19 protein-coding genes and 7 pseudogenes are annotated in these 26081 nt (G+C 37.6%); 13 read left to right on the forward strand and 13 right to left on the reverse strand.

Features of this window, described 5'->3' with window-relative positions:
- Positions 1-40: 40 nt before the first annotated feature.
- The 10 genes from wecB to cpxR form a co-directional block, all read right to left on the reverse strand.
- The gene (gene wecB, locus KZ793_RS17485) at positions 41-1111 is read right to left on the reverse strand and encodes a non-hydrolyzing UDP-N-acetylglucosamine 2-epimerase (RefSeq protein ID WP_225816497.1); all 1071 of its coding nucleotides are present in this window, start codon (positions 1109-1111) and stop codon (positions 41-43) included.
- A gap of 5 nt (positions 1112-1116) precedes the next feature.
- A complete protein-coding gene (locus tag KZ793_RS17490; RefSeq protein ID WP_225816498.1) occupies positions 1117-2205 on the reverse strand; it encodes a glycosyltransferase family 4 protein in 1089 nt (362 codons plus the stop codon).
- Positions 2206-3435: 1230 nt separating this feature from the next.
- Positions 3436-4542: a D-glucuronyl C5-epimerase family protein gene (locus KZ793_RS17495; RefSeq protein WP_225816499.1), complete on the reverse strand. Its 1107-nt coding sequence runs from the start codon at positions 4540-4542 to the stop codon at positions 3436-3438.
- A 1-nt stretch (position 4543) separates the two neighbouring features.
- On the reverse strand, positions 4544-5767 hold the full coding sequence (locus tag KZ793_RS17500) for a lipopolysaccharide biosynthesis protein (protein WP_225816500.1): 1224 nt from the start codon (positions 5765-5767) through the stop codon (positions 4544-4546).
- A gap of 5 nt (positions 5768-5772) precedes the next feature.
- Positions 5773-6843: a DegT/DnrJ/EryC1/StrS family aminotransferase gene (locus KZ793_RS17505; protein ID WP_225816501.1), complete on the reverse strand. Its 1071-nt coding sequence runs from the start codon at positions 6841-6843 to the stop codon at positions 5773-5775.
- A gap of 15 nt (positions 6844-6858) precedes the next feature.
- Complete coding sequence (locus KZ793_RS17510) at positions 6859-7446, reverse strand: acyltransferase (protein ID WP_225816502.1); 588 nt, start codon at positions 7444-7446, stop codon at positions 6859-6861.
- An 18-nt stretch (positions 7447-7464) separates the two neighbouring features.
- A complete protein-coding gene (locus KZ793_RS17515) occupies positions 7465-8514 on the reverse strand; it encodes a Gfo/Idh/MocA family protein (protein WP_225816503.1) in 1050 nt (349 codons plus the stop codon).
- A 14-nt stretch (positions 8515-8528) separates the two neighbouring features.
- A complete protein-coding gene (locus KZ793_RS17520; protein ID WP_225816504.1) occupies positions 8529-9839 on the reverse strand; it encodes a nucleotide sugar dehydrogenase in 1311 nt (436 codons plus the stop codon).
- Positions 9840-10239: 400 nt separating this feature from the next.
- Positions 10240-11610 (reverse strand): envelope stress sensor histidine kinase CpxA, encoded by a 1371-nt coding sequence (gene cpxA, locus KZ793_RS17525; RefSeq protein ID WP_225816505.1) that lies wholly within the window; start codon positions 11608-11610, stop codon positions 10240-10242.
- The gene (gene cpxR / locus KZ793_RS17530) at positions 11607-12302 is read right to left on the reverse strand and encodes an envelope stress response regulator transcription factor CpxR (protein WP_118986089.1); all 696 of its coding nucleotides are present in this window, start codon (positions 12300-12302) and stop codon (positions 11607-11609) included. The genes cpxA and cpxR overlap by 4 nt, the downstream gene beginning before the upstream one ends.
- Before the next feature lie 157 nt (positions 12303-12459).
- Between cpxR and cpxP the strand changes: the two genes are divergently transcribed.
- Positions 12460-12954, forward strand: coding sequence for a cell-envelope stress modulator CpxP (cpxP, locus tag KZ793_RS17535; RefSeq protein ID WP_225816506.1), 495 nt, complete (start codon positions 12460-12462; stop codon positions 12952-12954).
- 217 nt (positions 12955-13171) lie between these two features.
- Here the strand turns inward: cpxP and KZ793_RS17540 are convergent.
- A pseudogene (locus KZ793_RS17540) lies at positions 13172-13558 on the reverse strand (phage integrase); the annotation flags it as partial.
- 123 nt (positions 13559-13681) lie between these two features.
- Between KZ793_RS17540 and KZ793_RS17545 the strand changes: the two are divergent.
- Together KZ793_RS17545 and KZ793_RS17550 are read left to right on the forward strand one after the other, a co-directional pair.
- The gene (locus KZ793_RS17545) at positions 13682-13930 is read left to right on the forward strand and encodes a hypothetical protein (protein WP_225816507.1); all 249 of its coding nucleotides are present in this window, start codon (positions 13682-13684) and stop codon (positions 13928-13930) included.
- A 54-nt stretch (positions 13931-13984) separates the two neighbouring features.
- Positions 13985-14113: pseudogene (locus KZ793_RS17550) on the forward strand (ogr/Delta-like zinc finger family protein); the annotation flags it as partial.
- 197 nt (positions 14114-14310) lie between these two features.
- Here the strand turns inward: KZ793_RS17550 and KZ793_RS17555 are convergent.
- A pseudogene (locus tag KZ793_RS17555) lies at positions 14311-14568 on the reverse strand (ISKra4 family transposase); the annotation flags it as partial.
- 134 nt (positions 14569-14702) lie between these two features.
- A complete protein-coding gene (speD, locus tag KZ793_RS17560) occupies positions 14703-15224 on the reverse strand; it encodes an adenosylmethionine decarboxylase (protein ID WP_317987483.1) in 522 nt (173 codons plus the stop codon).
- Positions 15225-16363: 1139 nt separating this feature from the next.
- On the opposite strand from speD, the pseudogene KZ793_RS17565 reads away from it, so the two are divergent.
- The 10 genes and pseudogenes from KZ793_RS17565 to KZ793_RS17605 all read left to right on the forward strand — a co-directional run bounded on the left by KZ793_RS17565 (position 16364) and on the right by KZ793_RS17605 (position 25883).
- Positions 16364-17451, forward strand: a pseudogene (locus tag KZ793_RS17565) (ISAs1 family transposase).
- Positions 17452-18092: 641 nt separating this feature from the next.
- On the forward strand, positions 18093-19181 hold the full coding sequence (locus tag KZ793_RS17570) for a type III PLP-dependent enzyme domain-containing protein (RefSeq protein WP_225816508.1): 1089 nt from the start codon (positions 18093-18095) through the stop codon (positions 19179-19181).
- 214 nt (positions 19182-19395) lie between these two features.
- Positions 19396-19743 (forward strand): hypothetical protein, encoded by a 348-nt coding sequence (locus KZ793_RS17575; RefSeq protein WP_225816509.1) that lies wholly within the window; start codon positions 19396-19398, stop codon positions 19741-19743.
- Positions 19744-19811: 68 nt separating this feature from the next.
- Positions 19812-21653 (forward strand): ABC transporter ATP-binding protein, encoded by a 1842-nt coding sequence (locus KZ793_RS17580; protein ID WP_225816510.1) that lies wholly within the window; start codon positions 19812-19814, stop codon positions 21651-21653.
- A 35-nt stretch (positions 21654-21688) separates the two neighbouring features.
- A complete protein-coding gene (locus KZ793_RS17585) occupies positions 21689-22939 on the forward strand; it encodes a condensation domain-containing protein (protein ID WP_255619416.1) in 1251 nt (416 codons plus the stop codon).
- Between the two features lie 25 nt (positions 22940-22964).
- Positions 22965-23333, forward strand: a pseudogene (locus KZ793_RS22590) (phosphopantetheine-binding protein); the annotation flags it as partial.
- Positions 23330-24088, forward strand: a complete 759-nt coding sequence (dhbA, locus tag KZ793_RS17590; protein WP_225816511.1) for a 2,3-dihydro-2,3-dihydroxybenzoate dehydrogenase — start codon at positions 23330-23332, stop codon at positions 24086-24088. The pseudogene KZ793_RS22590 and the gene dhbA, both read left to right, overlap by 4 nt.
- Positions 24089-24484: 396 nt before the next feature.
- Positions 24485-24763: pseudogene (locus KZ793_RS17595) on the forward strand (transposase); the annotation flags it as partial.
- A 267-nt stretch (positions 24764-25030) separates the two neighbouring features.
- Positions 25031-25462, forward strand: a pseudogene (locus KZ793_RS17600) (IS1 family transposase); the annotation flags it as partial.
- A gap of 187 nt (positions 25463-25649) precedes the next feature.
- Positions 25650-25883, forward strand: a complete 234-nt coding sequence (locus KZ793_RS17605) for a phosphopantetheine-binding protein (RefSeq protein ID WP_225816512.1) — start codon at positions 25650-25652, stop codon at positions 25881-25883.
- Positions 25884-26081: the final 198 nt, after the last annotated feature.

Below are 26081 nucleotides of genomic sequence, written 5' to 3' on the forward strand. Positions count from 1 at the left end.
AGGTCCGGCGACCCGGCATAATGGTTTATATAGACGATATTCATAGTAATGTTTCTAATTCGTCAGCAATTCTTGTTGCAGCGATACCGCCGCCATACATGGATTGAACCGAGCCTATATCAATACCCATCATGTCATGAACTGATTGGGTTATTTTGTTACTTTCAGCCTCTGAGAGTTTGTTGACGCCTGCTGCAATTAATTCTACCCATTCAGTTTGATCTCTCACGGTGATACAAGGTTTTCGGAAGAAGAAAGCCTCTTTTTGAAGTCCGCCGCTATCGGTAATAATCAGGGCGGTATTTTTGAGTAGCCAGATCATCTCTAAATATCCCACTGGCTCAATCAAATGGACATCTAAATGTAAGCCGTATTGCGCTAACATTTTTTTAGTTCTTGGGTGAATCGGTATGATAACAGTAGCAATTCTTCTATGTATGTCATTCAATGCGTTCACTATTTCAGTTAAACGTGCCTGATTATCGGTATTTTCAGCACGATGGAGTGTGGTTAATATGAAGTTTTGTATAGAATCCAGCCCATCAGGTTTTTTTGCTGTTTGGCTGAAATATAAAGCGGCATCTTCCATTACATCACCGACTTTTCTGATATGAACCGGCTTTGAATTGAAGCCTTCTTCTTGCAGGTTATTGACGGCGGCGTCTGTTGGGCAGAAAAGAATTGAGCTGATATTATCGGTTAATATTCTGTTGATCTCTTCGGGCATCCTCATATTAAAACTACGTAAACCGGCTTCAACATGGATAATCGGAATATGTAATTTAGATGCGGCTAATGCGCCAGCTAAAGTCGAGTTTGTATCACCATATACCATGACGGTATCCGGTTTTTCTGTAATAAGGACTTTTTCAACTTCAATTAGCATCTTTCCGGTCATTTCACCGTGCGAGCCACCATGAATATTGAGTGTGTAATCCGGTTTGGGAATGGCTAATTCATTAAAAAATATATCAGACATATTAGTATCAAAATGTTGGCCAGTATGAATGATAATTTCTTTAAATTTATTATGATTTTTTAACGCGCGAGATACTGGGCTTGCTTTAATGAATTGCGGTCTGGCGCCTAATACGGTAATGATTTTTTTCATATCGATTAACGTCCAATTTGTTGATAAAATTTAGTTAGTTTATTTTGTTCAATATCCCAGTTGTATTTTTCATTGACTGCCAGAAGCCCATTATTACCCATTTCTTCTGCTATATCAGGGTTATTTGATAAGTAATCTATCGCATCAGCGATTTCTTTAGGGTTTAATGGATCGACACAAATACCACAATGATTTTTGACAACAATATCTTTCCATAATGTAAAATTTGAAGCGATAACGGGGATGCCGGCACTCATATATTCGAATATTTTATTGGGTTGGGCATCAATATGATTGGGTAGTGGGTGGTATAGAACGATACCCGCAATAGATTTAGATAAAAGCTCCTTGGTTTCTATGCGATTCAAAAATCCCAGTGCGTCTATTTTGTGCCAATTTTTCATGCTCTTTGTTTTATTCTCTAAATCTTTATCTGAAAAATTGCCCGCTAATTTCATTGTTGTATTCGTCGTGAGGTGAGAGAGGGATTCAACCATCTCGGTTATACCTCTGATGTCGGAAATGCCGCCGACATAGCAGACCTGTTTTTCTTTTTCATGCCAGTTGGCGTTCTTATTATGTAATTCACCTAATATGGGATAATTATTAATGTCTATGGTATTGTTATTGAGTTTTAAAAATTTGTCTCTTATTGATGGGGTGGCCGTAATAATGCCATCAAATTTAGCCGCCGCATATTTCTCGTAGAGGGCGAATAATTTAGAGACAATAATTTTAGTGAATTTATTTAAATAGGGCTTGCTGAAAATTTGCTTAGGGACATCTTCATGGGCATCAAAAATGACTATTTTACCTCTCTTTTTGAGTTTTAATCCGATAGGGATGAGTTCCGGATCATGGAAATGATATAAATCAGAGTTTAATTCTAATGCTTTTTTATAAACTTTATCGGTTGTTTTAAAGATTCTATTTAATCGACCGGGTAATGTGCCGACATCAATGATAGCAATGTTATTCTTGACTTCATTACCTTTACCATCTGCGACAATAAGGGAGACCTCACATTCTTGTTGTAAGGCAGAACATTCTTTTAGGAAAATACGGATGTCGAAACGCGAATGTACCGAGGTCATATGTGTGATTTTCATAAGGATATTTTGTTAGTTTTCGTAGGGAATAAAAATAATAATATGCTTAATGCCAGCAGCCCATAGGTCAGTAGTAGTGCTGTAATCGCTGAGTTTGATATCGTGTATACAAAGGGTAAATAGAGTGTCGTTGAAAATTCAAATGGAACCTTTTTTGAGCTCAGGTTCATTGCAAAGATTAATATATTAAATATAAAAAAGTTTATGAGTAAACCCAGTGTGCCGTATCTGGCGATACCGTCGCCAATAAAGCCGGTATTAGCCGATCCTGAGGTACCATAATAGATTTGAGAAACGATTTGAGGTGCCTCTGTCGTAAATTCACTATTGTTGTTGTAGATGTAATCATAAAAGTAATAGGTATTTAATGTCGGTGTGAAGAATACTCTACGTAGCCAATGTATCAGTGGATCATAAAAATCGAAAATAAAATATAATACTCCGGCGGTAAGGAATAAATAGAGAATGATATTTATCACCGAATTACTTATCGATTTTGTTCCTTTTATATAGAAGTATAGAATAATAACGGCGAGATTCATAAATGCTATGCTTTTTAATCCTGAAGAGCTGTAGATTAAATAGGAAATCAAAATGCTTATTGTAATGAGGATATATCTAATCGGACCTCTGAGATAGAGTGAAGCTAATAGGAGTAATGGTGAGATAACATATCCCCCATTGGTGATGATGTACATCGTGAGTAGCGGTGTGTTGTCTTTAAAGTGCTGTCTCACGGAATAAACTTTAAATATATTAGGAGGTATTAAACTTAATCCAGGATTACTTATGACGAATAACAGTACAATAATACCACAGCCTATTATCAGTATTTTATATAAGTCCCACGGGATTTTTAGTTTCGGCATGGTTATTCTATCTATTATCCGAAAAAATAATATCGATGAGAAAAATAATATGTTTATTGTGCATACGAAAATGATTGAATAGACAGAAGCTGAATTAATAAGTGGGAATATAATGGATACCGGTATAATGTAAGTGATATAGATTAACCATAAAAAAACCATCACGGGATTTTTCTGGTTGTTGAGTAAAATGAGCGGTAAAAATGATATCCAACAGAAAAAAATACTTAAATAACCTTGTGGGGAAATATCATAGCCTCTTACCTCATGGAATGTGTCTAATATAAGCACTGAATTCAGGTAAATAATAACCTGATAGATAAATATTTTCAGGATTATTTTAATATTATTTTGCATTTTTGCGGGTAAAGAAGTAAATGAGTGATAATACTAAGATAGACAGGAGATACATAGTGATAAATTGATAGTATGCCCAACTCGTAGGGCCATGTTTTATGTAATAATATCCGCTATTAGCGGCGGATTTATTCCAGTTATTATATAAATCTATTATTTCTTTATTTTTAAAGTTTTGATTTCTTTCTATCAGATCTTTTAAAAGAAGGGTATGGATTTTATGATATTTAATATTACTTGGGTTGCCAATTAAATCATAGCTGGACCATTCATTCTTTATGTCGAACTTAAATATATTATGGCTGATTGATTGATATAGTTTATCGGCTATTCTGGTATTTTCATCTGTATTTAAATAATTTTCAAATGACTCAATACCGTAAGTAGAATAGATCATGCCGTTTAATACAAAAGCCAATTGGTCTGAATTGGCTTGAGGATCAACATATTCTTCAATCCACAGCATATTGTCTAATGTGGTTAAACTGCCGCCTTTATGGATAGGTGCTAGTGATGATTGGTATAGTAATTTCGACGTTAGCAGATATTTATCATCGCCAAAATGGTCATAAGCTCTTAATAACAGAATAATGGCATAGGCATCTGTTAATCCTGACCACCAGGGAGCAGAGAGTTTATTGTTTTTGTAGCCTTTATATGACCAATCAAAATCATATAAGTAATGACTTTCACCATGAAATAATTTTATATTATTTAATAACCAATCTGCTGAAAATTTAAAATTATTAATCAATTCGTCTTGATTGAATTGAGGTGGTGGTACATTCCATCCGGGTAAGGCGGAATCGGTTCGCCATAATATATTGACGTTATCGTTATTTAAGCCTAAAGAAGAGTATATCAGGCCATAGTGAACAACATAAAATGGGGATAAGAATGGTTCGGGAATATGAGGTGAATGCGATAATGGAAAGCCATTGCTATTAAATTCGCGTTGCGTGAATTTCCCTTTCATGACTAAGTTTCTCACATTGCCATTGAATTCATCTAACTCATAAGCATATTTATTGAATGCATAGCTGACAATCATCACGATAATGATATAGGGGATTATTTTTATTATGATTTTCTTCATGTTAACCTTCTTTACGCATGAAAGATAATTTTAAAATATAAGCCGTACTCGTCAGATAAAGAGCAAAACTTGTGAGTGAAAATAATAAAAGGGTCAGATAAATATCGCCTAATAGATATCCAGTAAGGAGGGCTATTAGTCTTAATATAATCGATGTTGTCTGAATAAATAAATTGCTTTTCTGATGTTCATAAATGGATAAATATATCGATAACGATGAGTATATTATTTGTCCGCATAAATGTGGTATTAAACATAATAGATATTTACCTGATTCATGCCATTCTTCACCGAAAATAAAGGTGATGATGGGTATGCCCGCAAAGTAGGTCACGATAGCAAATAAAAGAGCAATAAATGTTAGGTAATAAAATGTTTTTTTTATCTTGAAGAAAGGGGATACAGTCGTGTCTTTCAAATATCCTTGTAATATAGACGAAACGGTTTGGGTTAATAGTGTAATTGGAGCGCCTGATATTCTAGAGGCAATTAAATAAAACCCTGCGGATTTTAGCCCATAGGTGGACATGATAAATAATTGAGGTAACTCATTACTCAATGTGTTAATGAGAGCCGCAGGGAAATCATAAACGGGAAATTTATAATATTTATGAGTCAGCAGTTTTATTTTTCTAAATTCATGTTTGCCTGTAATTAAACGATATTTGGATCTTTTACTTAAAAATAGGACACCTAATGATTGACCTAATATTTGGCCTAAGATGAGACTGCTTGCTCCTAAATGGGCAATGCCGCCAATGATTTGGGTGCTAATCATGGCAACGGTTTGCGTTATTTTAGTGATAGAGAGTGCATGGTATTGTTTTTCTCTTATACTCTTGAAACTTACTGCCCGATAAAACCCATAAGTGATAATACCTAGTGGGATATAGTATATATAGTTTCCTATAATTATTTTTTCTGAAATGTTAGATATTGCAAAAACAGTGATAACTATTAGGCTAATGGCTATTGGAAGAATGCAAGATAATGTGACTAATGAATTAATTTCACGATTTTTTTCTGATGAACTTATTGAAAATTCATAACGGAGACAAGCGCCTACGGCAAAAACACTTAAAAGTGATGAAAATGAGGCATAAATACCTAATTCTTCCGGTGAAAATAATCTTGTTAATACAGGCGTTGATAGTAATAATAATATCTGGCTGAATAATGATGAGAGTAATAAGCCAGATATATTCCTCAATAATTTATAATTCATAGATTTTAAATTGAACTGGCAATTTTATTAATTAAATCTATGGATAAATAGGGATGCATCGGCAAACTAATAACCTCTTGTGCAATGTCGTCTCCAGCAGGCAGAACACTATTGCTGGCTACCGCCGGTTGTTTATTCAGAGGAATAGGGTAATGCACGGCGGTTGGAATGCCTTGTTCTTTTAATTTGTGCTGTAATTCATCACGGTTTTTAACCCGGATAGTATATTGCGCATAAGCGGAGAGATTATGTGGCTCAATATACGGGGTGGTCATGATGCCGATGTCATTCAACGCCTGATTATAGTTTTTTGCCACTGTCTGACGTAGTGCCATTTCTTCATCAAATATCTCCAGTTTGGGCAGCAGAATGGCCGCTTGCAGGGTATCTAAACGGCTGTTAACCCCGACTCTGACATGATGATATCGTCTGTCTTGTCCATGACGGGCAATTTGACGAATAATTTTCGCCAGCGCTTCATCGTGGGTGAAAATAGCGCCGCCATCACCGTAACACCCCAACGGTTTGCTGGGGAAGAAGCTGGTACAGGAGATGGTGGTGAGGTTACAGGAACGTTTACCTTTATAAGTCGCGCCAAAACTTTGGGCCGCGTCTTCTATGACGGTCAGGTTATATTTTGCTGCGATGGCATTAATTTCGTCAAAATCGGCACATTGGCCGAATAAGGAAACTGGAATGATCGCTTTGGTTTTCAGGGTAATCGCCGCTTCGAGTTGCGCCGGATCTAAGTTATACGTGGTGGGCTTGATATCAATATAAACCGGAACCCCGCCGAGTAGTGCAACGGTTTCAGCGGTGGCAATGTAGGTAAAGCCGGGGGTAATTACTTCGTCGCCGGGTTTAATGCCAATCGCCATTAAGGCAATTTGCAAGGCGTCGGTGCCATTGGCGCAGGTAATACAATATGGCGCCCCGGTGTATTCAATCAGCTTTTCTTCTAATTCGGCCACTTCGGGCCCTAAAATATATTTTCCATGTGTGAGGACTTTCTGGATATTCGCGTCAATTTTATCTTTAATTCTCAGTTGCTGTGCTGCTAAATCGGTAAATTGCATGCCTTTATCCTTTAATTACTTTATTCGCACGACACGATTATTCTCTAGCTGATAAATATGGTGAGTATGAGGACAGGTGGCAGTGGCTTGCCCGTGTAGCGGTAAGTCTAATTGTTCACCAAATTCACTCATCCAGCCAATGTGTTTGGCCGGCACACCCACCATCAGGGCATAATCAGGGACATCTTTATTCACTACTGCGCCAGCGCCAATAAAAGCATAAGCGCCAATGGTGGTGCCACAAACAATGGTACAGTTGGCGCCTAAGGTGGCGCCTTTTTTTACCCGTGTGTTTTGATATTCACTTTTTCTTTCAATCAATGAGCGGGGATTATAAACGTTAGTAAAAACCATGCTTGGGCCACAAAATACCCCCTCTTCCAGATGAACATTGTCATAAACAGAAACATTATTTTGTATTTTGCAGAGGTTGCCGATAGTGACTTTATTGCCAATAAAGACATTTTGGCCTAGAGAACAGCCTTCGCCAATTTGAGCCCCAGAGCAGACATGGGTGAAATGCCAGATACGGCTGTTTTTGCCGATTTGGGCCCCGTCATCAACGATGGCACTGGGATGTATCATTACGTGTTCTGCTGACATGAGACCGGTTCCAAGGATTTAATAGGTTAAAGGCAAAGAAATGGTTTTGTTATCTCTGGCTGACAAATAGGCGGCGATAAGCAGCTCTAAGGATTTTAAGCCTTCCCGGCCATCCGTTATCGGTTGAGCTTCGCCTTTCATCACCTCAATGACATTTTTATAATAAAGCGGATGACCAAATCCGTACACCGACGTGGTTTCGTAATTGGCGGCTTTGACTTGTTGGTCATACTCTTTTTCGTCAGCGAAATGCCATTCCTGGATTTCATTGACGGCTAACCCCCCCACTCTGACTGTGCCTTTTTCTCCTAGGATGGTGATTGAACCTTCGAGATTTTGCGGATAAGTGCACATGGTGACGGCCATTGAGCCTAATGTGCCATCCCGCCAGCGGATATTGAGTACCCCGGTATCTTCCGTTTCGATATCTAAGTGGGTCGATGTCATGGCCTGAACATCTTTGACCGGGCCGATTAGCCATTCAATTAAATCAACATAGTGGCTCGCCTGATTCATGAAGGCACCACCATCAAATTCCCAGGTGCCCCGCCAGGCGGCCTGGTCATAATAGGCTTGGGGGCGGGTCCAGAAAACATTGAGGTGAACCATGTGGATTTTGCCAAAACGTTTTTCACTGACTGCCCGTTTCAGTAATTGCAGGGTGGCATTTAAGCGGTTCTGTTTGACGACAAAAAGGTGTTTTCCGGCTTTATCAGCTGCTTTAACCATGTTTTCCCCATCAGCCAGCCGGGTTGCCATTGGCTTTTCGGTGACGACGTGAAAGCCTTTATCAAAGCAGGTCATCGCCTGTGCGGGATGAAGGCCAGAGGGGGTGGTCAGGATAATGATATCCGCGGTGATGTTATCCAGCATGGTATTTAAGTCGTTGAAACCCGGGACGCCGGTTTTTTCTACTGCCGCGTTTAATGCGTCTTGATCGTTATCACAGATAGCGACTAATTCGGCCGCGTCTTGATGTATTTCCAGCGCATTGAAATGATTTTTAGCGATCCGCCCACAACCAACTAAAGCAAATTTTATCTTTCTGTCTTTGATAATACTCAGCATATCTTATCCTAAAGTTAAGCTTTGATAATGTTTGTGTGATTAGGTGAATATTTGCCACGGGTATCAACAACTAATTTTGCGTGATTGATAATTAATTCATAATCAAATTTGTCGTGATCGGTAGCTAAAATAACGCAGTCGAAGGTTTTGAGACTATTTTCAGTGATAGGCTGGCTGATTAAATTAAAATGATGCTCACGCATCTTCGGAAAGACTGGGACATGCGGATCGGCATATTCAATATTAGCCCCTAATTCTCTTAATTTTTCCATAATATGCACTGAGGGACTTTCTCGCATATCATCCACATTCTTTTTATAGGCGATGCCGAGGATTAAAATGCGGCTGCCATTAATGGATTTATTCGCTTTGTTCAGTGCTAATACGGTTTTAGTGACCACATAATCGGGCATGGAGGAATTGACTTCACCGGAGAGTTCAATAAAACGGGTATTGATACCATATTCTCGGGCTTTCCAGGTTAAATAGAAGGGATCAATCGGAATACAGTGCCCGCCTAATCCGGGGCCGGGATAGTAGGGAACAAAGCCGAAAGGTTTGGTTGCCGCGGCTCTAATCACTTCGTGAATATCAATGCCCATTTTATCGGCCACGAGTTTCATTTCGTTGACTAAGCCAATATTGACCGCCCGATGGATATTCTCCAGGAGTTTTGTCATTTCGGCGGCTTTGGTTGAACTGACGGGAACCACCTGGTCAATCGCGTGTTGATAAACGGCGATACCGGCTTTTAAGCAGTTTTCCGTGTGGCCGCCGATGACTTTAGGAATGGTGCGGGTTTCGAAATCAGGGTTACCGGGGTCTTCTCGTTCGGGTGAATAGACCAGAAAGATATCTTCGCCGACGGTTAACCCGCTTTCTTCAACTCTGGGTAATAATTCTTCTTCGGTGGTGCCCGGATAAGTGGTACTTTCTAAGGAGAGGACTTGCCCGACTCTTAAATACGGTTTTACCCTATCGGTGGTGTTAATTACGAAACTAATATCGGGTTCACGGTATTTATTTAACGGCGTTGGGACGCAAAGAATAATGGCATCGCATTGAGCGATTTTGGTGAAATCCGTCGTGGCTTCAAAACCGGTATTTATCGCTTTACTGATTTTGGCAGAGGGAATATGTTCAATGTAACTTTGGCCTTGATTGAGTTTCTCTGTCTTTTCTTTATCAATATCGAAACCAATGACTTTAAAACCGATATCGTTATATCTGAGCATGAGCGGTAAGCCAACATAACCCAGGCCAACAATGGCAATGGTGGCGGTTTTATTATCAAATTTCTCGGTGAGAATGTTGAGTGAGGACATATTTTGCCTTTTAAGATGATGACTTAAAAATGAAATTGTGAAAATAAATTACATTTGGTTTTTAATAGGGTGCTATCTATTTTCATAAGTTTTATTTGGCAAGTGAAACTTTAACAAGCTTTTTAAATAGGTTGTGTAAGATATATTGCTGAAATAATAAATAAGGTAATAACAAAGCTACCGCACTAGGTTATTGGTTCCCAGAACTCCATAGAATGTTATGATTTTATCTACTGTTTTGATTTTTCAATGCTTTTGTCTGCTGTAATAGGAAAGCAATGAAAGGTAAGAATTTTTAATGAATAGCAGGAGAGATTAAACCGTCGGACTTGCTGGGTCAAGCATAAATAAAATTTATTTATTTAATGAATTTGTAGAATGAGGTTAGCAGAAATTTGTATTACCGGCCATGAAGTGGTAGCCAAATAACCAAACGTAGGCCGCCGAGTGGGCTGTCTTCAGCACGAACCCAACCGCGGTGCTGGTTAATCGCGGTTTCAACAATTGCCAAGCCCAGGCCAGTGCCGCCGGATTCCCGATCGCGGGCTTCGTCTGTACGGTAGAAAGGGCGGAATATGTGTTCGCGGTCTTCCGGGTTGACGCCCGGGCCGTCATCATCAACGGTAATGGTGATCCCTTGATTATCGGTGTGAAATGCAACCGCAATATGGTGGTGGGAGTAGCGTAAGGCATTACGCACGATATTTTCAAAAGCGCTGCCAAGTGCTAATGGATTGCAGTAAATTGTCCAGGAACTCGGTGGTAAGGTTGCTTCAAGGGTTTTATCCATCTGTTCAGCTTCGAAGCGGGCATTGTCAAGAATATCGTCCCATAAATCTGTCATTTTGATGTTTTCTCTCAGCAGTTCGTTTTTATGCTGACTGCGGGAGAGTACTAACAGATCATTAATCATGCTATCTAGCCGTTGGGCTTCTGTCTCAATTCTTTCCAGCTCTTTATTTTCACCATGACGGCGGCGAAGTAATGCTGTTGCAAGCTGTAGGCGGGTGAGAGGCGTGCGTAGTTCATGGGAGATATCGGAAATTAACCGTTGTTGTGCGGTGACCATTCTTTCCAATACACTGATCATTTGGTTGAAACTGTTACCGGCGGCCAGAAATTCTTGTGGGCCGGCTTCCAGTTCTGGATGCTGGCGTAAATTACCTTTAGCAACATCGTCTGCGGCATTTTTTAGTTTACGGGCAGGTTTAGCCAAACTCCATGCCAGCCATAACAGTAATGGCGCACTGATTAACATGGTGGCGGTTAATAATAATAGTGGCCGGTCAAACATCAGATTAATAAAATCCGATTGCGGGCTATTCGCCGGACGAACTAAATAAAGTTGATAGTGATCTTCTCCATCTCGAATGGAAAAGGGCCCTAGCATTTCAGAGCGGCCATATTTTTTCTTTTTAGGATGATCCGCGTTATCGGATTGTCCAATAAAGTTACGGACAACTTGCATTTCACTTCTTTGTGCCCCAATAACTCGCCCTTCGCTGGTGACCAGTATCAGGCGTTGACTTGGGGGGGCCCATTTTTCAATTGCGCGAAATAAGCGGCGCCACCAAAGTAAATCGTTAGCGGGATCTTGAGCTAATTCTGCTTCGATATGTTGTTCCAGCATAACTCCCTGCCGGTATTCATTTTCCAGCAGAGAGGTCAGTTGTCTGGAATCCAGTTTCGGCACCATTAATACCAACATCAGGACTAATGCCAGAGTAAACCAGAAAATTGCGAAGATGCGCGCTGTTAAACTGTTTATCATGTCGCGGAAACCATTAAATATCCTCGGCCACGTAAAGTCTTAAACCAGGCGAGTCCATCTTCCCGTTCAGGTAATTTACGGCGTAGGTTAGAGATATGCATATCAATTGCTCGGTCAAACGGGGTGAGTCGCTTACCTAATACTTCCTGGCTCAAATGTTCGCGGGAGACAACTTGACCTAAATGTTGAGCTAATAAATAGAGCAAGGTAAATTCAGTACCCGTTAAATCGAGAATCTGATTAGCAAAGCTGGCTTCCTGTCGGCCAGGGTTCAATTGTAGGTTATCGACCTGAAGCGTGGGGGGACCGTTGTCTGTTTGTTGTTGCTCACTCCAGTTTGAGCGGCGAAGAATAGCACGTATACGTGCCACTAGCTCACGATCATTAAATGGTTTGGCAAGATAGTCATCCGCCCCTAATTCTAGTCCCAGAACACGATCCAAATCACTTCCTCGCGCTGTCAACATAATGACTGGAGTTTGATGGTGCAGACGAAGCTCCTTTAATGTCGTAATGCCATTTTTACGCGGCATCATAATATCGAGTAGTAATAAGTCGATCGAATCGTCAAGGAATTTTAATGCCTGCTCTCCGTCATGAGCGATCACAACGTTAAATCCTTCCATTTCAAGTAATTCTTTTAATAGTGATGTCAGTTCACGGTCATCATCAACTAATAGGATTTTATGCATCGATTACTTCCTCCAAGAGCAAAAATACGATAACAAACTTTGCTATTCCACGACTTTACGTTCTTTTACAAGCCTTTGACGCTAGTTTGCAGCCGCGTAGGTATAGTTGTCCACATTGGACCTAATAACATCGTTCGGGGAAACGAGGAGTTGTTTAATGCGTAACATAGCAGCGTTAGCTTTAGCGTCAATGTTTGTTCTTAGCTCGACAGCATCTTTAGCTGGAACAGCAAGTACAATCCACGCTGCTACGGTACCTGATAATTGTGCACCTTGTGATTATAAAAATGTAGGAAGCTATCATTATCGTAATAATAACGATATTGGTGATAACAACCATATGTTTAACGGTATCACTTTAACTGAGCAGCAGCGTCAACAAATGCGTGATTTGGTAGGGCAGAATCATCAACAGCATTCATCGATATTAATGAGCCGCGCAGAGCGAGAAGAGATGCGCAAGCTGGTCACTGCGAAGGATTTTGATGAAGTGGCAGTAAAAGCTCTGGTTGAAAAGATGGTCAGATGTAATGTGGAACGTCAGCTAGAAATGGTCCGTATTCATCATCAGATGTACCAACTGCTGACGCCTGAGCAACAAGCACAATTGGAGCAACATTATCGACAGCGTATGTCTCAGTTACCGAACTGATTTGTAATACCCATAGCAGCAACGTAGTAGCAAATGAGAATTTTTCCTTGCCATAGACACCATCCCTGTCTTTTCCCCCGCCTTCTGGCGGGATTTTTTTATCTGGCTAAGATTGATTCACTTTAAAATCAACTAGATAAAGTTTTACAAGCAACTGTAAGTAGCGCGGAAATTTTTAAGTGTGGACACTTTTGAGTGCTATGGTTGCTTGTTACTGCTAAATTTCTATGCCGCCATTTAGTGGATTTAACGTGGTTGCAAATAGTCGGGTGCCAGATGAGCATACGCCATAGTTTGTTGTATATTGGCATGACCGAGTATTTGTTGCAGTGCAACAATGTTTCCACCTTTCATCACAAAGTGACTCGCGAATGTGTGGCGTAGAACGTGTGTTGCTACCGCTAAAAACTTCAAGTTTTTGCAATGTCGTTATCATTCCTGATAGACGATACATATCCCGATTTATCGTTGACACTTTGATCCCATCAGCTAGGCGATTACTGCGGTGTTCCAGTAAAACATGCTTGTTGAGACGGTTTATAGATGGATCATTTAACTGCCTGATTGTCTTCATCAGTTGTCGTTTTTCTATAGTGCTGTTCTCTGCGAAAAGAGAACATCACTGTCAAACGCAAGCGAAGTAAGACCAATCCGCAGCAAGAAGAGAAAAAACAGGACTATTATCTGGTTGGCAGTGAGGGCAACGTTTTTGTGATGAAACACATCTATGCTAGCCGAACGTTCAGCTAAAGCAGAATGGGAGAAAATTCAGCGCGGTGTGGCGTCATTCTCTATTAGATTGGCGAAGGGAAGGCCAGAGCTGCTCCCTGAAATGAAAATCAGGGTGAGCGGCTTCAAGCCCGAAATTGATGTGGCAGACTGGACTCTGGTTACCGTCACTTATACTTTGGATGACAGAGGATTAACGTCATCTTTGCAATTGGAAGTGAAAATTTCTGATTCAGATATGGTGTAGTTGCTTTAGCGCCAGTTTCAGCTATGGCAACCTGTTTGTTAAGGTACTCGCGTTATGATGAGATGCCCCTTATGCGGTTATGCCGCCCACACCCGTAGCAGTTTTGAACACACGCCCCAAACCAAGGAACGTTATAACCAGTGCCAGAATATTAATTGTGGCTCAACGTTTGTTAATCATAAAGTTAACCGTCAGTTATTAGAAATGTAGCTGACGATATATTTAATATTTCTTAGTGCTTTCTTGTCAAAATTTACTCAACAAGAATCATATAGTGCTAACGATACTAACAGTGATCATTTAGCTATTAAAGATATTATAGTATTTAATAACGTTACTAAAGAGTTTGTCAGGTAAATACCACATTAAATGTGGGGCGCTTATGCTGCAACAGTTTCTGTAAAATAGTTACCCTTTTCTTCACTTAATTTTATACCTAGATATCAATGCTCAAATTTGGCTTTTAAATCACCATTTAATACCTTTGTTCGAGTCTGTAGTAAATAATGTGTGCCCCGTTGGTTCAATTGCATTTGCTGTTTTTTCACCATGTGCTTAGATATGACTTCATTGATCGTGGATTCAACGAACGTAGAAGAAATAGGTTCTCCATAATTTAGGATCATTACCAGATTATTGACAAATTCCAGCAGATTTTTGATGTTGCATCAGCGATGGCAGCTCGCAGGACGAGACAGCTACGCTCACAGCACAACGTAGCACCTGCCCGCTCAAAGAAGATGACGAGAGCATAAAAATACCCTATAGATTTTTATGCTCTCATCTTCATTCGTATTTTCTCTGTTAATGCTACAGAACTATTTAGCCTACTTCCTCTTTCTAGGCCGCGAACAGTAAATCTCTTACTATTCTTGAAAAAGTTTTCTATATCATTATGTATACATATAGCTTGTTTACCGCACGTGTAAACATCAATGCTTATATAATTTGTCTCGGGATATGTGTGAAACGATAGGTGAGATTCAGAAAGAAGGAATAATCCGGTGACACCTTCTCCTTCATCGGCAAATTTATGATAGATATGTCCTATTATTCTAAATCCAGCTTTTTTAATAGCCTCGAGAAAAAAAGTATTCAATGTATTGGCATCAGATAATATTTCATTATCATGCAAAACAATATCCCAGATATTGTGAAATCCACGATCGTCCACCGTGAAAGCCTCTATCGATAATGGGTAATAGAAAATAAGCAAGGACTGGCCTTCCTCACATATTATATATACAGAGATTTTCAGATCGTAATAGTTAATATCTATTTCAAAAAAATTCAACTTCTTATTCCATTATTTTTATCCTTACACTTGATCAGTGTGTAATTTAATTATTAGTTATAATGTTTTACTAAATCTATCGTATAATAGTAAGTTGCTAATGTCAAAATATAAAGTAAATGATCTAATAACTCCAGGGGATCGGATCTTACCCGCAGGCTCTCACGCAATCGGACGTGAAGTTGCTTCTTAATGCATGACAAAGAGATTGGAACTTTCATTTATCGTGAATACTATATTAATAAGGAATCTAATTATTCCTGAGGTAATTAATTTTTCGCGAAAATAATGATACTAGAATATTGCGCTGTTCAAATTTCTTCTAATCAAACGTCAATATGCCCTAATAACTCACAGGAATGTGCAAATGGATCCCAAAAAGATTAATTGGTTAATTTACAATCGCCTTTCATGTGGTGAAAAGTTATATTTTGTGTTGATTTTTTAATTTAGTTGTGATGGATGGCAAAAAATGTTAATTTTTTAATAAAAAAAATTGAAATAAAATTTATTTAAGGGTATTTTTTGTTGGAAATTTTTTAATGAGGAGCGATAAATCTTTTTAAATTAGTAACTCTTTTTAACTCAAAAAGAGTTAGTAGCATCTTATAGATGAATAAAAATCACATGTGATTGAATGTTATTTTAATAGACACAAAGTGCTGATAGACGAATAGTAAGTCGGACGCCGGACATATGAACCTTTATTTTGAGCTAGATCTGAATGACAATCTCAGAATAAATAATGGATGCATCGTTTAGCCTATGCGTATCTGAATTTTCAGTCTGTTAATCTTTATCTACCGATGAATAGTCGATGGCTGATGACTTGTTATAGTAATTTCGCTTCTTTATTAATGTCAAAAGTATTAATTTTCAATTTATGGTTTAAAAAAATTTACAAAAACTACTTAGGCTTTGAGGCTCTACCTCAAGGGCGGTAGCATTCTTTCGAATTAAACGATAGGTAATTTTTATCCCATGTTTGATAGCTCATTCACGCATTCGTGTGCATGATAGAGAAGAAGCCGGATGGTACTGAATACCAGGGCAAGATTACGAACGTTTTTTGCTCAAAGATAAATCCATTGATTCGAAAGGATAGCTGTGATCTTACTCTCTTTTTGAGAGCGAATACCATGTACCTCGACAGTTTTACAGAACATTTTTCAGAGATTCAAGATCCACGTCGAACAGCCAAAATAGCCTATCCTTTGTTTGATATCTTGTTTGCAACACTTTGTGCGGTAATTGCGGGTGCAGAGGGATGGAGTGATATTCAGGAATATGCGGAAGGCCATCATGACTGGTTTCTTAAACATGGTATGTTCAAAGAAGGCGTTCCAGTTGATGACACCATTGCCCGCATTATTTCACGCATTAATCCGGAACAATTTAACCTCTTTTTTATCAATTGGATGCGTTCAGTTCATGAACTCACTCAGGGAGAATTAGTGGTGCTTGAGGGTAAAATATTACGTGTCTCTTACAATCGTGAAGAGCGCCGTTCTACACTGCATCTGGTTAGTGACTATGCCGCAGCGAATAAACTGGTAATTGGGCAGGTCAGAACGCAAAAGAAATCCAATGAAATCACGGCAATCCCCGAAATGATTAAACTATTAGCGCTAAAAGGCGCCCTGATTTCCATTGATACAATGGGGTGTCAAACCCAAATCGCTCAGGAAATCATTGATGCCGGTGCCGATTATTTGTTAAATGTGAAAGATAATCAGAAACGTCTCCATCGCGCAGTCCAAAAAGCCTTGGAAGTGCAGCGTATCACGCCCTCAATAAGAGAAAAAGTCATGTTATCAGTGCCGATTCACTCAAAGCTGACTTCCCGGAATGGCCGGAATTAAAAACACTGGGTGTCACCATTGGGTACAGGCAAGAAAAAGGAAAATCCCCCAGTCTTGAGTATCGTTACTACATCAGTTCAGCCGTGTTGACCGAAGAAACGTTTTCTCAGGCAGCTCGGAGTCATTGGCATATCGAAAATAATCTTAATTGGGTATTAGATGTCACTTTTCGTGAAGATGATTGCCAGATTTATCGAGAAAACGCGGCAGAAAATATTGCCCTATTAAGACGAATTGCCTTGAATATGCTGAAATAGGCAGAGACTAAATTAAGTATAAAAATGAAACGTAAACGGGCTTGGATGAAAACCCAATTTCTGGATAAAATATTGCAGGCTGGCTTTTCTAGTGTGAGCGATATTTGATCATTCATGAGGTTGTCCTGGTGTCAACTGTCATTTTCTAAATTTGAAAATGCTAGTGATTCTGGGATCTTCAAATTTTCTTTGTCAGCATTTTTATGAATAGTTATTCAAAAAAGTGCTTAAGTGAGCGGTATTAGGCAGAGAATGCGGATTTTTATCAGGGCTCATTGAAGCCGAATATATGTTTGCGACTACGTTGTCAGAAAAATTTACTCATCCATTTGAATTGAGTCGGTGTCCATATAAGCTATTTAGGAACACTTTCTTTTATTCCTTCTGGAGAAATCATTCGTAAGGATTTTAATGGAGTTTTAAATACTGGGATCTTGAAATTTGTTAGCAGCAAGGTTCTTTGTATGTTGAGGAGAGAAAATATGCACGAATTGAATTCTTGGACAAAGAATAAGTATAGTGGAAATAGAAAATGCGACGTTGTCAGTTTCTGGTGTGATAACCTGTAAGGCATCATCTGATGCTTTTGGGTGTTATGTGCAATGTATTACTGATAATGCTATTACAGTACAATATATTCGTCATTTTTTGATCGAACAGTTAGGTACAGTTGCAACTAATATCGCTATTACTATATTGACAAATCTAGATATTACTTCTAACTACAAATCTAAAAGGCCGGATTGAATATGAGGTGTTCTACTACAAGATTTATTTATCAGCTTAGTGAAATTAAAGCACGATATGATGAATTAACATCGTCAATTTCTGCACATAGAATTTATTACTCTGTTAAGTCTAATCCTAATCCTAAAATCTTAACGTTTATATCGCAACTAGGATTGGAGGCTGAAGTATCGTCTCTAGGAGAGTTGAGTGCTGCAATAAATGCAGGATTTAAACCTGCCTATATTGTTTATGGTGGACCTGGAAAAACTATTAAAGATATATATTCTGCAACAGAAAAAGGTGTTGTTTATTTCAGTTTAGAGTCACTATATGAACTCGAGAGAGTTTGTTTTGTTGAGAAAAAAATAGGAAAAAAGCTTAATTGTATTCTGCGCTTATTTGTACCTGATAATAACGGGAGATTAAATATGATGATGCCAAATTCTAAATTTGGTATCACACTTGACGAAGTAAGGAAGTATATAAAAAATAGTGATTACAGTGTATATGGAATTCATATTTATAGTGGAACCCAAATAAAAGAATCTGAATTTAGAGCATCTGTCATTAAAACAAATAAAATCGTATCTGAGGTAGAGTCTATAATAGGCTATAAGTTAAAATATGTTAACTATGGAGGTGGCTTAGAATGGCCATTTATGCATTCAGGAAAACCAATTCTTACACCTGATAAGGTTGAAGGTATTTTATCCGGTATTGAGTCTTGTTTTGAATTTGGAAGATATTTAGTTGCATCATGTGGTATTTTAGAAACAGAAATTTTAGATATTAAGAAAAGAAATGGCTATCAAATATTGATCATAAGTGCCGGCATCAATATTATGAATGGAATTTCTGCAAGTGGTAGGTTAATTAGACAACAACCGGAGTTTCACACTTTCAACAATAAAAGTGATAATATAATGTTGCCTACAGCTATATATGGCCCTCTGTGTACACCAGTTGATTATTTAACGCTAAATACATTATTACCACAATTATATCCAGGAAATATTCTAAGAATCTATAATTGTGGAGCTTATGCCGCTAATACAGGTCTTTCAAATTTTCTGATTCGAGAACCTGCTCAGGAGATAGTCATTGAATAATATTCAGATTCTTCATGAGTCTATTCTTAGAGAGTTTGGACTAAAATATTTTCAAGATTGTGATTATAATAGTGTGTTTCCTAGTGATTATTTTAATAAGTTAAAAAATAATGCACTTTATCACCTCATCACTGATTATGAATTTGCCAACTTATTTAGTTGTATAGCGTCTATTATTGGGAAGTATTCTATTTCTGCGTCTATTGGTTAGGTTATGCATAATCAACAAATAAATATAATCCATAAATTATCCCCATTTAGAAATCGGCTATCTCAGATTATTGCTTTAGAATATAATAACAGATGTATTATCCAAGACTGTTTATGTAAAAGTTACAACATCTCTGGTACTTCTCGTAAATTTTCTCTAAATATTGTAAAGACAGAAGTTTCAAAAAATATTCGTAAGTCATCACATCTTATTGAAGATGTATTAGGCTCAAAATATATAATTACTCCTTTTGATGAATTTGGCGCTGAAATGTTTTGTCGAGATGCTAGATCTGCTAGTCTGATGATTAATGATGATATTTTCGATTTATGGATTTTAAAAATGGTATAGTTAAATATATTTTTCAATATATAAATAATTGTGTTTTTTTATAATCAAAACTATAGATAATACTTACTATGTTTAAAAAATTTAAAATTAATGAGTTGTTTTCTGATTGGATTAAACCTTTTGACTCTATTGGGGATATGCCCCCCAGTTCACCTGCTAAATTTATTATTTATTACCTAAGGCAGGCAAAATCACCTATTTTTTTTATGCTGCTGTTGAGTGGTTTTGTTGCTGGAATAGAAGCTGGTATGTTTTATTTTGTTGGTAGAATAATCGATATACTCGATGCTTCTCCCAAAAATTTATCTACATTAATGTCACTATATGGCCCTGAGATTTTAATAATGGCTATTATAGTAGTCTTTTTAAGAACACTATTTACTTGGTTACTAGCGTTAATTCAAAATTTAACTTTTACACTTGATTTTGGCATGATGGTACGCTGGCAGGCTTATACCTACGTAATTCAACAAAGTTTAAACTTCTTTAATAGTAAGTTAGCTGGTTCTATAGAACACAAAGTTTGGGAGTCAGGTGGTTCTATCGTAAATTTAATTAATACACTCATTCAAACACTATGGTTTATTATTATATACACGTTAACCACGGTATTATTAATTGGAAAAACCGAACCAACAATAGCAGGTGTAATACTTATTTGGATTGTTATTTATTTTTTTATTGCATTCTTTTATGTCCCTAGAATCCGCAAGTACGCGGTACAACATTCTAATAGTGGTTCCAAAGTAAAAGGAGCAATTGTAGATAATTTTGCTAATATAGTTACATTAAAACTTTTTGGCTCTAATGCTCAAGGATTAGGGTTTGTCAAAAATAGCTTTGATAAGTATTATTCGGATACAAAACAGCTTACTAGCAGTATTGCAAATTCCACTAGTTTAATAACATTATTATCAGGTTTAATGATAACTATGACAACTTGGATGTCATTTGTCAGTTGGTCAGATAACATTTTAACAATTGGATCAATTGCGTTTACACTGGGCTTAGTATTGCGGTTAAATACAATGCTTTCTAGTCTGTTATCACAATTGAATAATCTTATGCGCTATATTGGTGGACTTCAAAGTTCCGCCAAGCTGGTATCAAATCCGCTTGAAATAACCGATAGCCATGAAGCAACGGAACTAGAAGCATTCAAAGGAAGTATTGTTTTTGAAAATGTTTCTTTTGGTTATAATTCAGATAAAACCATAATAAAAAATTTTAATCTTGAAATCAAACCTGGCGAGAAAATAGGTATTGTTGGCCCATCTGGGGCAGGTAAGACAACAGTTTTTAACTTACTTTTACGTCTTTACGAGCCCAATACTGGTCGGATCCTGATTGATGGACAGGATATTGCTAAAGTTACACAAATATCTCTTCGTGAGCGGGTAGCTGCTGTTACACAAGAAGGTGGGCTGATTCACCGTTCTGTCCGAGACAATCTTATTTTAGGCAGGGACGATATTAGTCAGAATGATATTGAAAAGGCCATAAAACTTGCTAAAGCCGATGAGTTTATCTCAAGCCTTGAAGATAAAAAAAAGCGTAAAGGTCTTGATGCTTTTGTTGGAGAAAAAGGTGTAAAGCTTTCTGGAGGTCAACGACAGAGAATAGCCATAGCTCGAGTAATGCTAAAAGATGCATCAATTTTCTTATTTGATGAAGCTTCCTCTGCTTTAGATAGTGAAATAGAAGCTACTATTCAGAAAGAAATATTGTCTAAAATGGGAGGGAAGACGGTTATTATGATTGCTCATCGTCTTTCTACTATTACTTCAATGGATAGACTAATAGTCTTACGCAAAGGTGAAATTGTAGAACAAGGAACTCATGAGCAGTTGATTAATTCAAAAGGAATATATAGTAGATTATGGAAAATCCAGTCCGGTGGATATAGCTGAGTTCAGTATTTAATTTCATCAAAGGAGGTATCGCAATGACAATGAATATTGCACCTTTGCAATATTGTTTGCTTGAGAATGAGAAGGTTTTTCTTGCTAGGCAGCATAATATAGGAATTATTTATGAATTACCTAATGATGTTTCCGATTTGCAAGTTAAAATGGCAGTATTAGGTGTTTTTGATATTTTCCCTATATTAAAGTCTAGGTTTAATAAAATCTCTGGAGAATGGAATGCCGATTTGAATATAAATGATTTTTCTCTATATTTTTCAGAAATAGAGTGTCATGAAAATGAGAAAGTTATGGATGTAGCTCATAGGGTTTTTCGTAACTATGATTTACATCTTAATATATCTGAGGGTCCATTGGCTCGTTTTTTATTAATCAAAAAAAATATGAAATATAACCTTCTTTTTTTTGGAAATCATCTTGTCTATGACAAAATATCTCTAAGAAATATAGAGTCCTGTATATGGAAATTACTCTATAATAAGAGGTCCTCCTTGCCTAATTGTCGTTTTATAGATTGGACAGCTGAAGTTAAACACTATTTACATAATGATTTTTATAAAGATACTTCCTATTGGCTAAATACTGACTGGAATAAATCTGTTCATCTTCCGGTATTTAAGTATATTGAAACTGAGCCTGCAACTAGAAAAAGCTGGAAAATCCAATTTTCACATTCAGCTAGCCAATATCTTCTTTCTTTAATAGGAACTTCTGTTACATTAATTGATCTTCTGTTGGCTAAGCTTAATTTGGCTGTTTCTGAATTTATGTCTTCCTCTTCTTTTTCTTCCTCTTTATCTGTTAATCTATGGGATAATGGACGAAATTTTCTTAAAGATAGATATTCTGTTGGTCCACATGCTTCTTTTTGGCCTATTCTTATTAATAAGTCCTCAGGTTCTCTGTTTGAGAGTGCAAAAAAAATAGCGCAAATAAGAGCAACAGCACCACCTAAGTATGGTTATCTACTAGGATGTTTTAAAGGAAGGAATGAGCATGAACGGCGTCTTTTTGAAAGTATTCCCACTCCACAGTTTAAAGTGGATTTTCTAGGCCACTTTTCGGGAAAACGCAGCAATCCAAAAAAAATATCAAGAATAATTAAATTACCTTCATGTATTCCTATTGATCACTCAGCGTATTCTCATATATCAATTATTTTTTATGTTGAAAATAATATTATCACCATGAATTGGGCACATTCTTCTGTGGCACATAAAGAAGAGGACTTAAAGCAAATAGCTCAGATAATGATTGATATGGGTTTGTAGATTAAAAAAGATTGTCTAATTATTGGATGCCTCTATGCGGGACATTAAGCCATTTATAGTGGCTGATTGTGTGGCTGACTTCAGTCGTGAAGATCACCTAATGGTCTTGAAATATATTGTTGGACGTGCAGGGAAGATAGTGATGATCAATGAATTATTATTTGTGCTTCAGAACAAAGTACAACTACGTGAATTAATCCTGTCGCTACTGGATGAATCTGATTTCCCTAGGGGTGATGAAAACCTGATCGATTATGGTTTGGATTCCGTACGCATAATGGCATTATCTACACGTTGGCGCCGGGTCTATAGTGATGTTGACTTTGTTATGTTGGCGAAAAATCCGACCTTAGGTGCCTGGTGGTCGTTGCTTTCTAGAGAAGAAATCGTATGAAAACTGGATATGACTTCAGTGATAAATATGTGTGGGTAACGGGAGCTGGTAAGGGGATTGGTTATCACACTGCACTAGCATTCCATCAGTCTGGTGCATATGTGATCGGTTTGGATAGGGCATTTCCGTATAACACCTATCCCTATCGTATAGAAACGATAAATATTTCTGATGCTCAACAAGTTACCCAAGTTTGCCAACGCCTTATTCGTGAAACACAACGTCTTGATGTTCTAGTTAATGCTGCTGGTATTTTGCACATGGATGTAACTGAACAACTGACAATAAAAAATTGGCAAGAGACCTTTGATGTTAACGTCAGTGGGGCGTTTTATCTTTTTCAGCAAACGATACCTTTATTCAGACATCAATGTGGCGGCGCGATTGTGACAATTGCATCCGATGCAGCATATATACCGCGAATTGGTATGTCCGCTTATGGTGCTTCAAAAGCAGCATTAAAAAGTCTAGCACAAACTGTAGGACTAGAACTGGCACGATATGGAGTGCGGTGTAATATCGTTTCTCCCGGATCAACTAATACAGATATGCAGCGTGCGATATGGATGGTACCGGATGCAGAACAGCAACGTATTAAGGGAGATGCTCAGAAGTTTAAGTTAGGTATTCCTCTAGGCAAAATTGCACAGCCTCAGGAAATAGCTATTACTATTCTATTTTTGGCATCTGAACAGGCTAGCCATATAACATTACAGGATATTGCGATTGATGGCGGCTCATCGTTGGGAATATAATTTCCCTAGCATTAGTTGGCCGATACAGTTGTGTTTATATTCAATATCTAGTCGTATGATCAACTGCTTTATAAGCTCAACCTAAATTTAATTAAGAGGCTGTGGACGCTCACAAGTGAGTAGGAGCATAATGATCTCTATTTAACTATCTAGAAAACTTGATTGATATTGTTTTTTATATTTTATATGGGGTATATTTTATTACCAAGTTAATCATGATTTGCAAATTTTAATATCTGGATAAAAGTCTTGACTTATTATATTTTTTTCGTTTTGGTGTATTCTGTTAATTAAGTAAATAGGATAATTTAAATTATATTTTTGAGAGTGGTGGTTAGGCTTGAATATTAAAATGTAGATTACGTATTCAATCCGTCGATGATTGTGTAAAATCACCATTTTGCCAGTTACCTGGGGCTGGTGCCGAAAGAGCACGGCAGCTGCGAAAAAGCCAGATTGCTGGGGATCACAAAACGCGGAGATGGATATTTACGAAGTATACTTATTCATGGTGCTCGTTCAGTCATCTACAGATTGAGGAAATTGCCTGATGAACAATGTAATAAATTGCAACGCTGGCTAAAAGGATTGATAGCCCGTAGTGGACTGAATAAGGCGGTTGTTGCATTGGCAAATCAGAATGCGAGGATCGCTTGGGTTTTAGTCAATCAATAGTTGAATTATGTTGCTCGATGAATGATATACACGGAACTCAATTTTGTGATAGAAATGCGCAATGTGATGACTGACAGGTAGTACCGGTTCACCGTGGACCTGGTTTAAAACTTAGTCGTTAAGGCTGTGTCCGTGATGAGGACAGTGAGTACGGATTTTCATGAGGGATCTTTGAAGCCGAATATATGTTTGCGACTACTTTTGTCAGAACAGATTATTCACCCACTTGATTTTGACCAGTGTCCATATATGTTTAAAAAACTTAAACCGCGAGGCGTGACGACACTCCCTCTGGATAATGTCGAAGTTCAGCTTATTTGCGAAGTTGACGAAATGTGGTCGTTTGTCGGAAATAAAAAATGCCAATGCTGATTATGGTACGCTTGGGAGCCTCGGCTAAAGCGTATCATTGTTCATACGTTTGGAAGGTGGAACAAGAAAATGCTTAAAAAGCTTCTGAAAAAATTATCTCGATTCAATGTCACTTTTTGGTGTACAGATAAATTTAAAGCCTAGAATAGGTTAACTGAAAATAGACACCTCGTCGGGAAAAATTTCACGCAACGTATCGAATGTGAAAATCTTACCCTACGTAATCGAATTAAGCGATTAAACCGTAAAACACTGGGCTACTCAAAATCCCCTGAAATTCACGACAAAGTTATCGGTACTTTTATCGAAAGAGAATACTACATTTAAGGCAGTTCAACGGATTGAATACGTGACCCTTAGAGGCTATTTTGGAAGTAACAAGTTGTTTTATTTTTTCGGTTTGGATTAGGTAAATATAATGATTTTAAGATAAATCAATTTATGCCGTTTTTAAAATGGAATTGTTATTTTTGATTGTTTTAAATATATATTATTTTTTTGTATAAGAGGTTATATGGTGATTACTGTAGAAGAAGTTTGCGCACAAATTTCAGCGATTGCTCATGGTGTTACTGTTAATCCAGATGGTAAGCTAGATGAAAGTGGAATCGATAGTATGACATTAGTACGATTAGTTTTGCAACTTGAAGATGAATTTGATGTAATTCTTCCTGATGCACTGCTAGGTCCGGAAACATTTGAAACACCTCGAAGCATAACTAATGCGTTAAATTTGAGTAAAGGGTGAGTAATCTATATAAAGCCGTAATTTTTACCAAAAATAATTTATGTGAAATATTAATATTGTCACGGTATTTAACATCATTTTCGTCTTTTCTTGAACTCATTGTGGCGGTTATTTTTATTATATCAAAACAGCAGGTTCTATCTTTCAGGAGACAATAGAATAACGTTCCAATGTTGGATTGGAAAAAAATTTATAAAA

This window comes from Photorhabdus antumapuensis (genome assembly GCF_020387775.1).
Taxonomy (GTDB): Bacteria; Pseudomonadota; Gammaproteobacteria; order Enterobacterales; family Enterobacteriaceae; genus Photorhabdus; species Photorhabdus antumapuensis.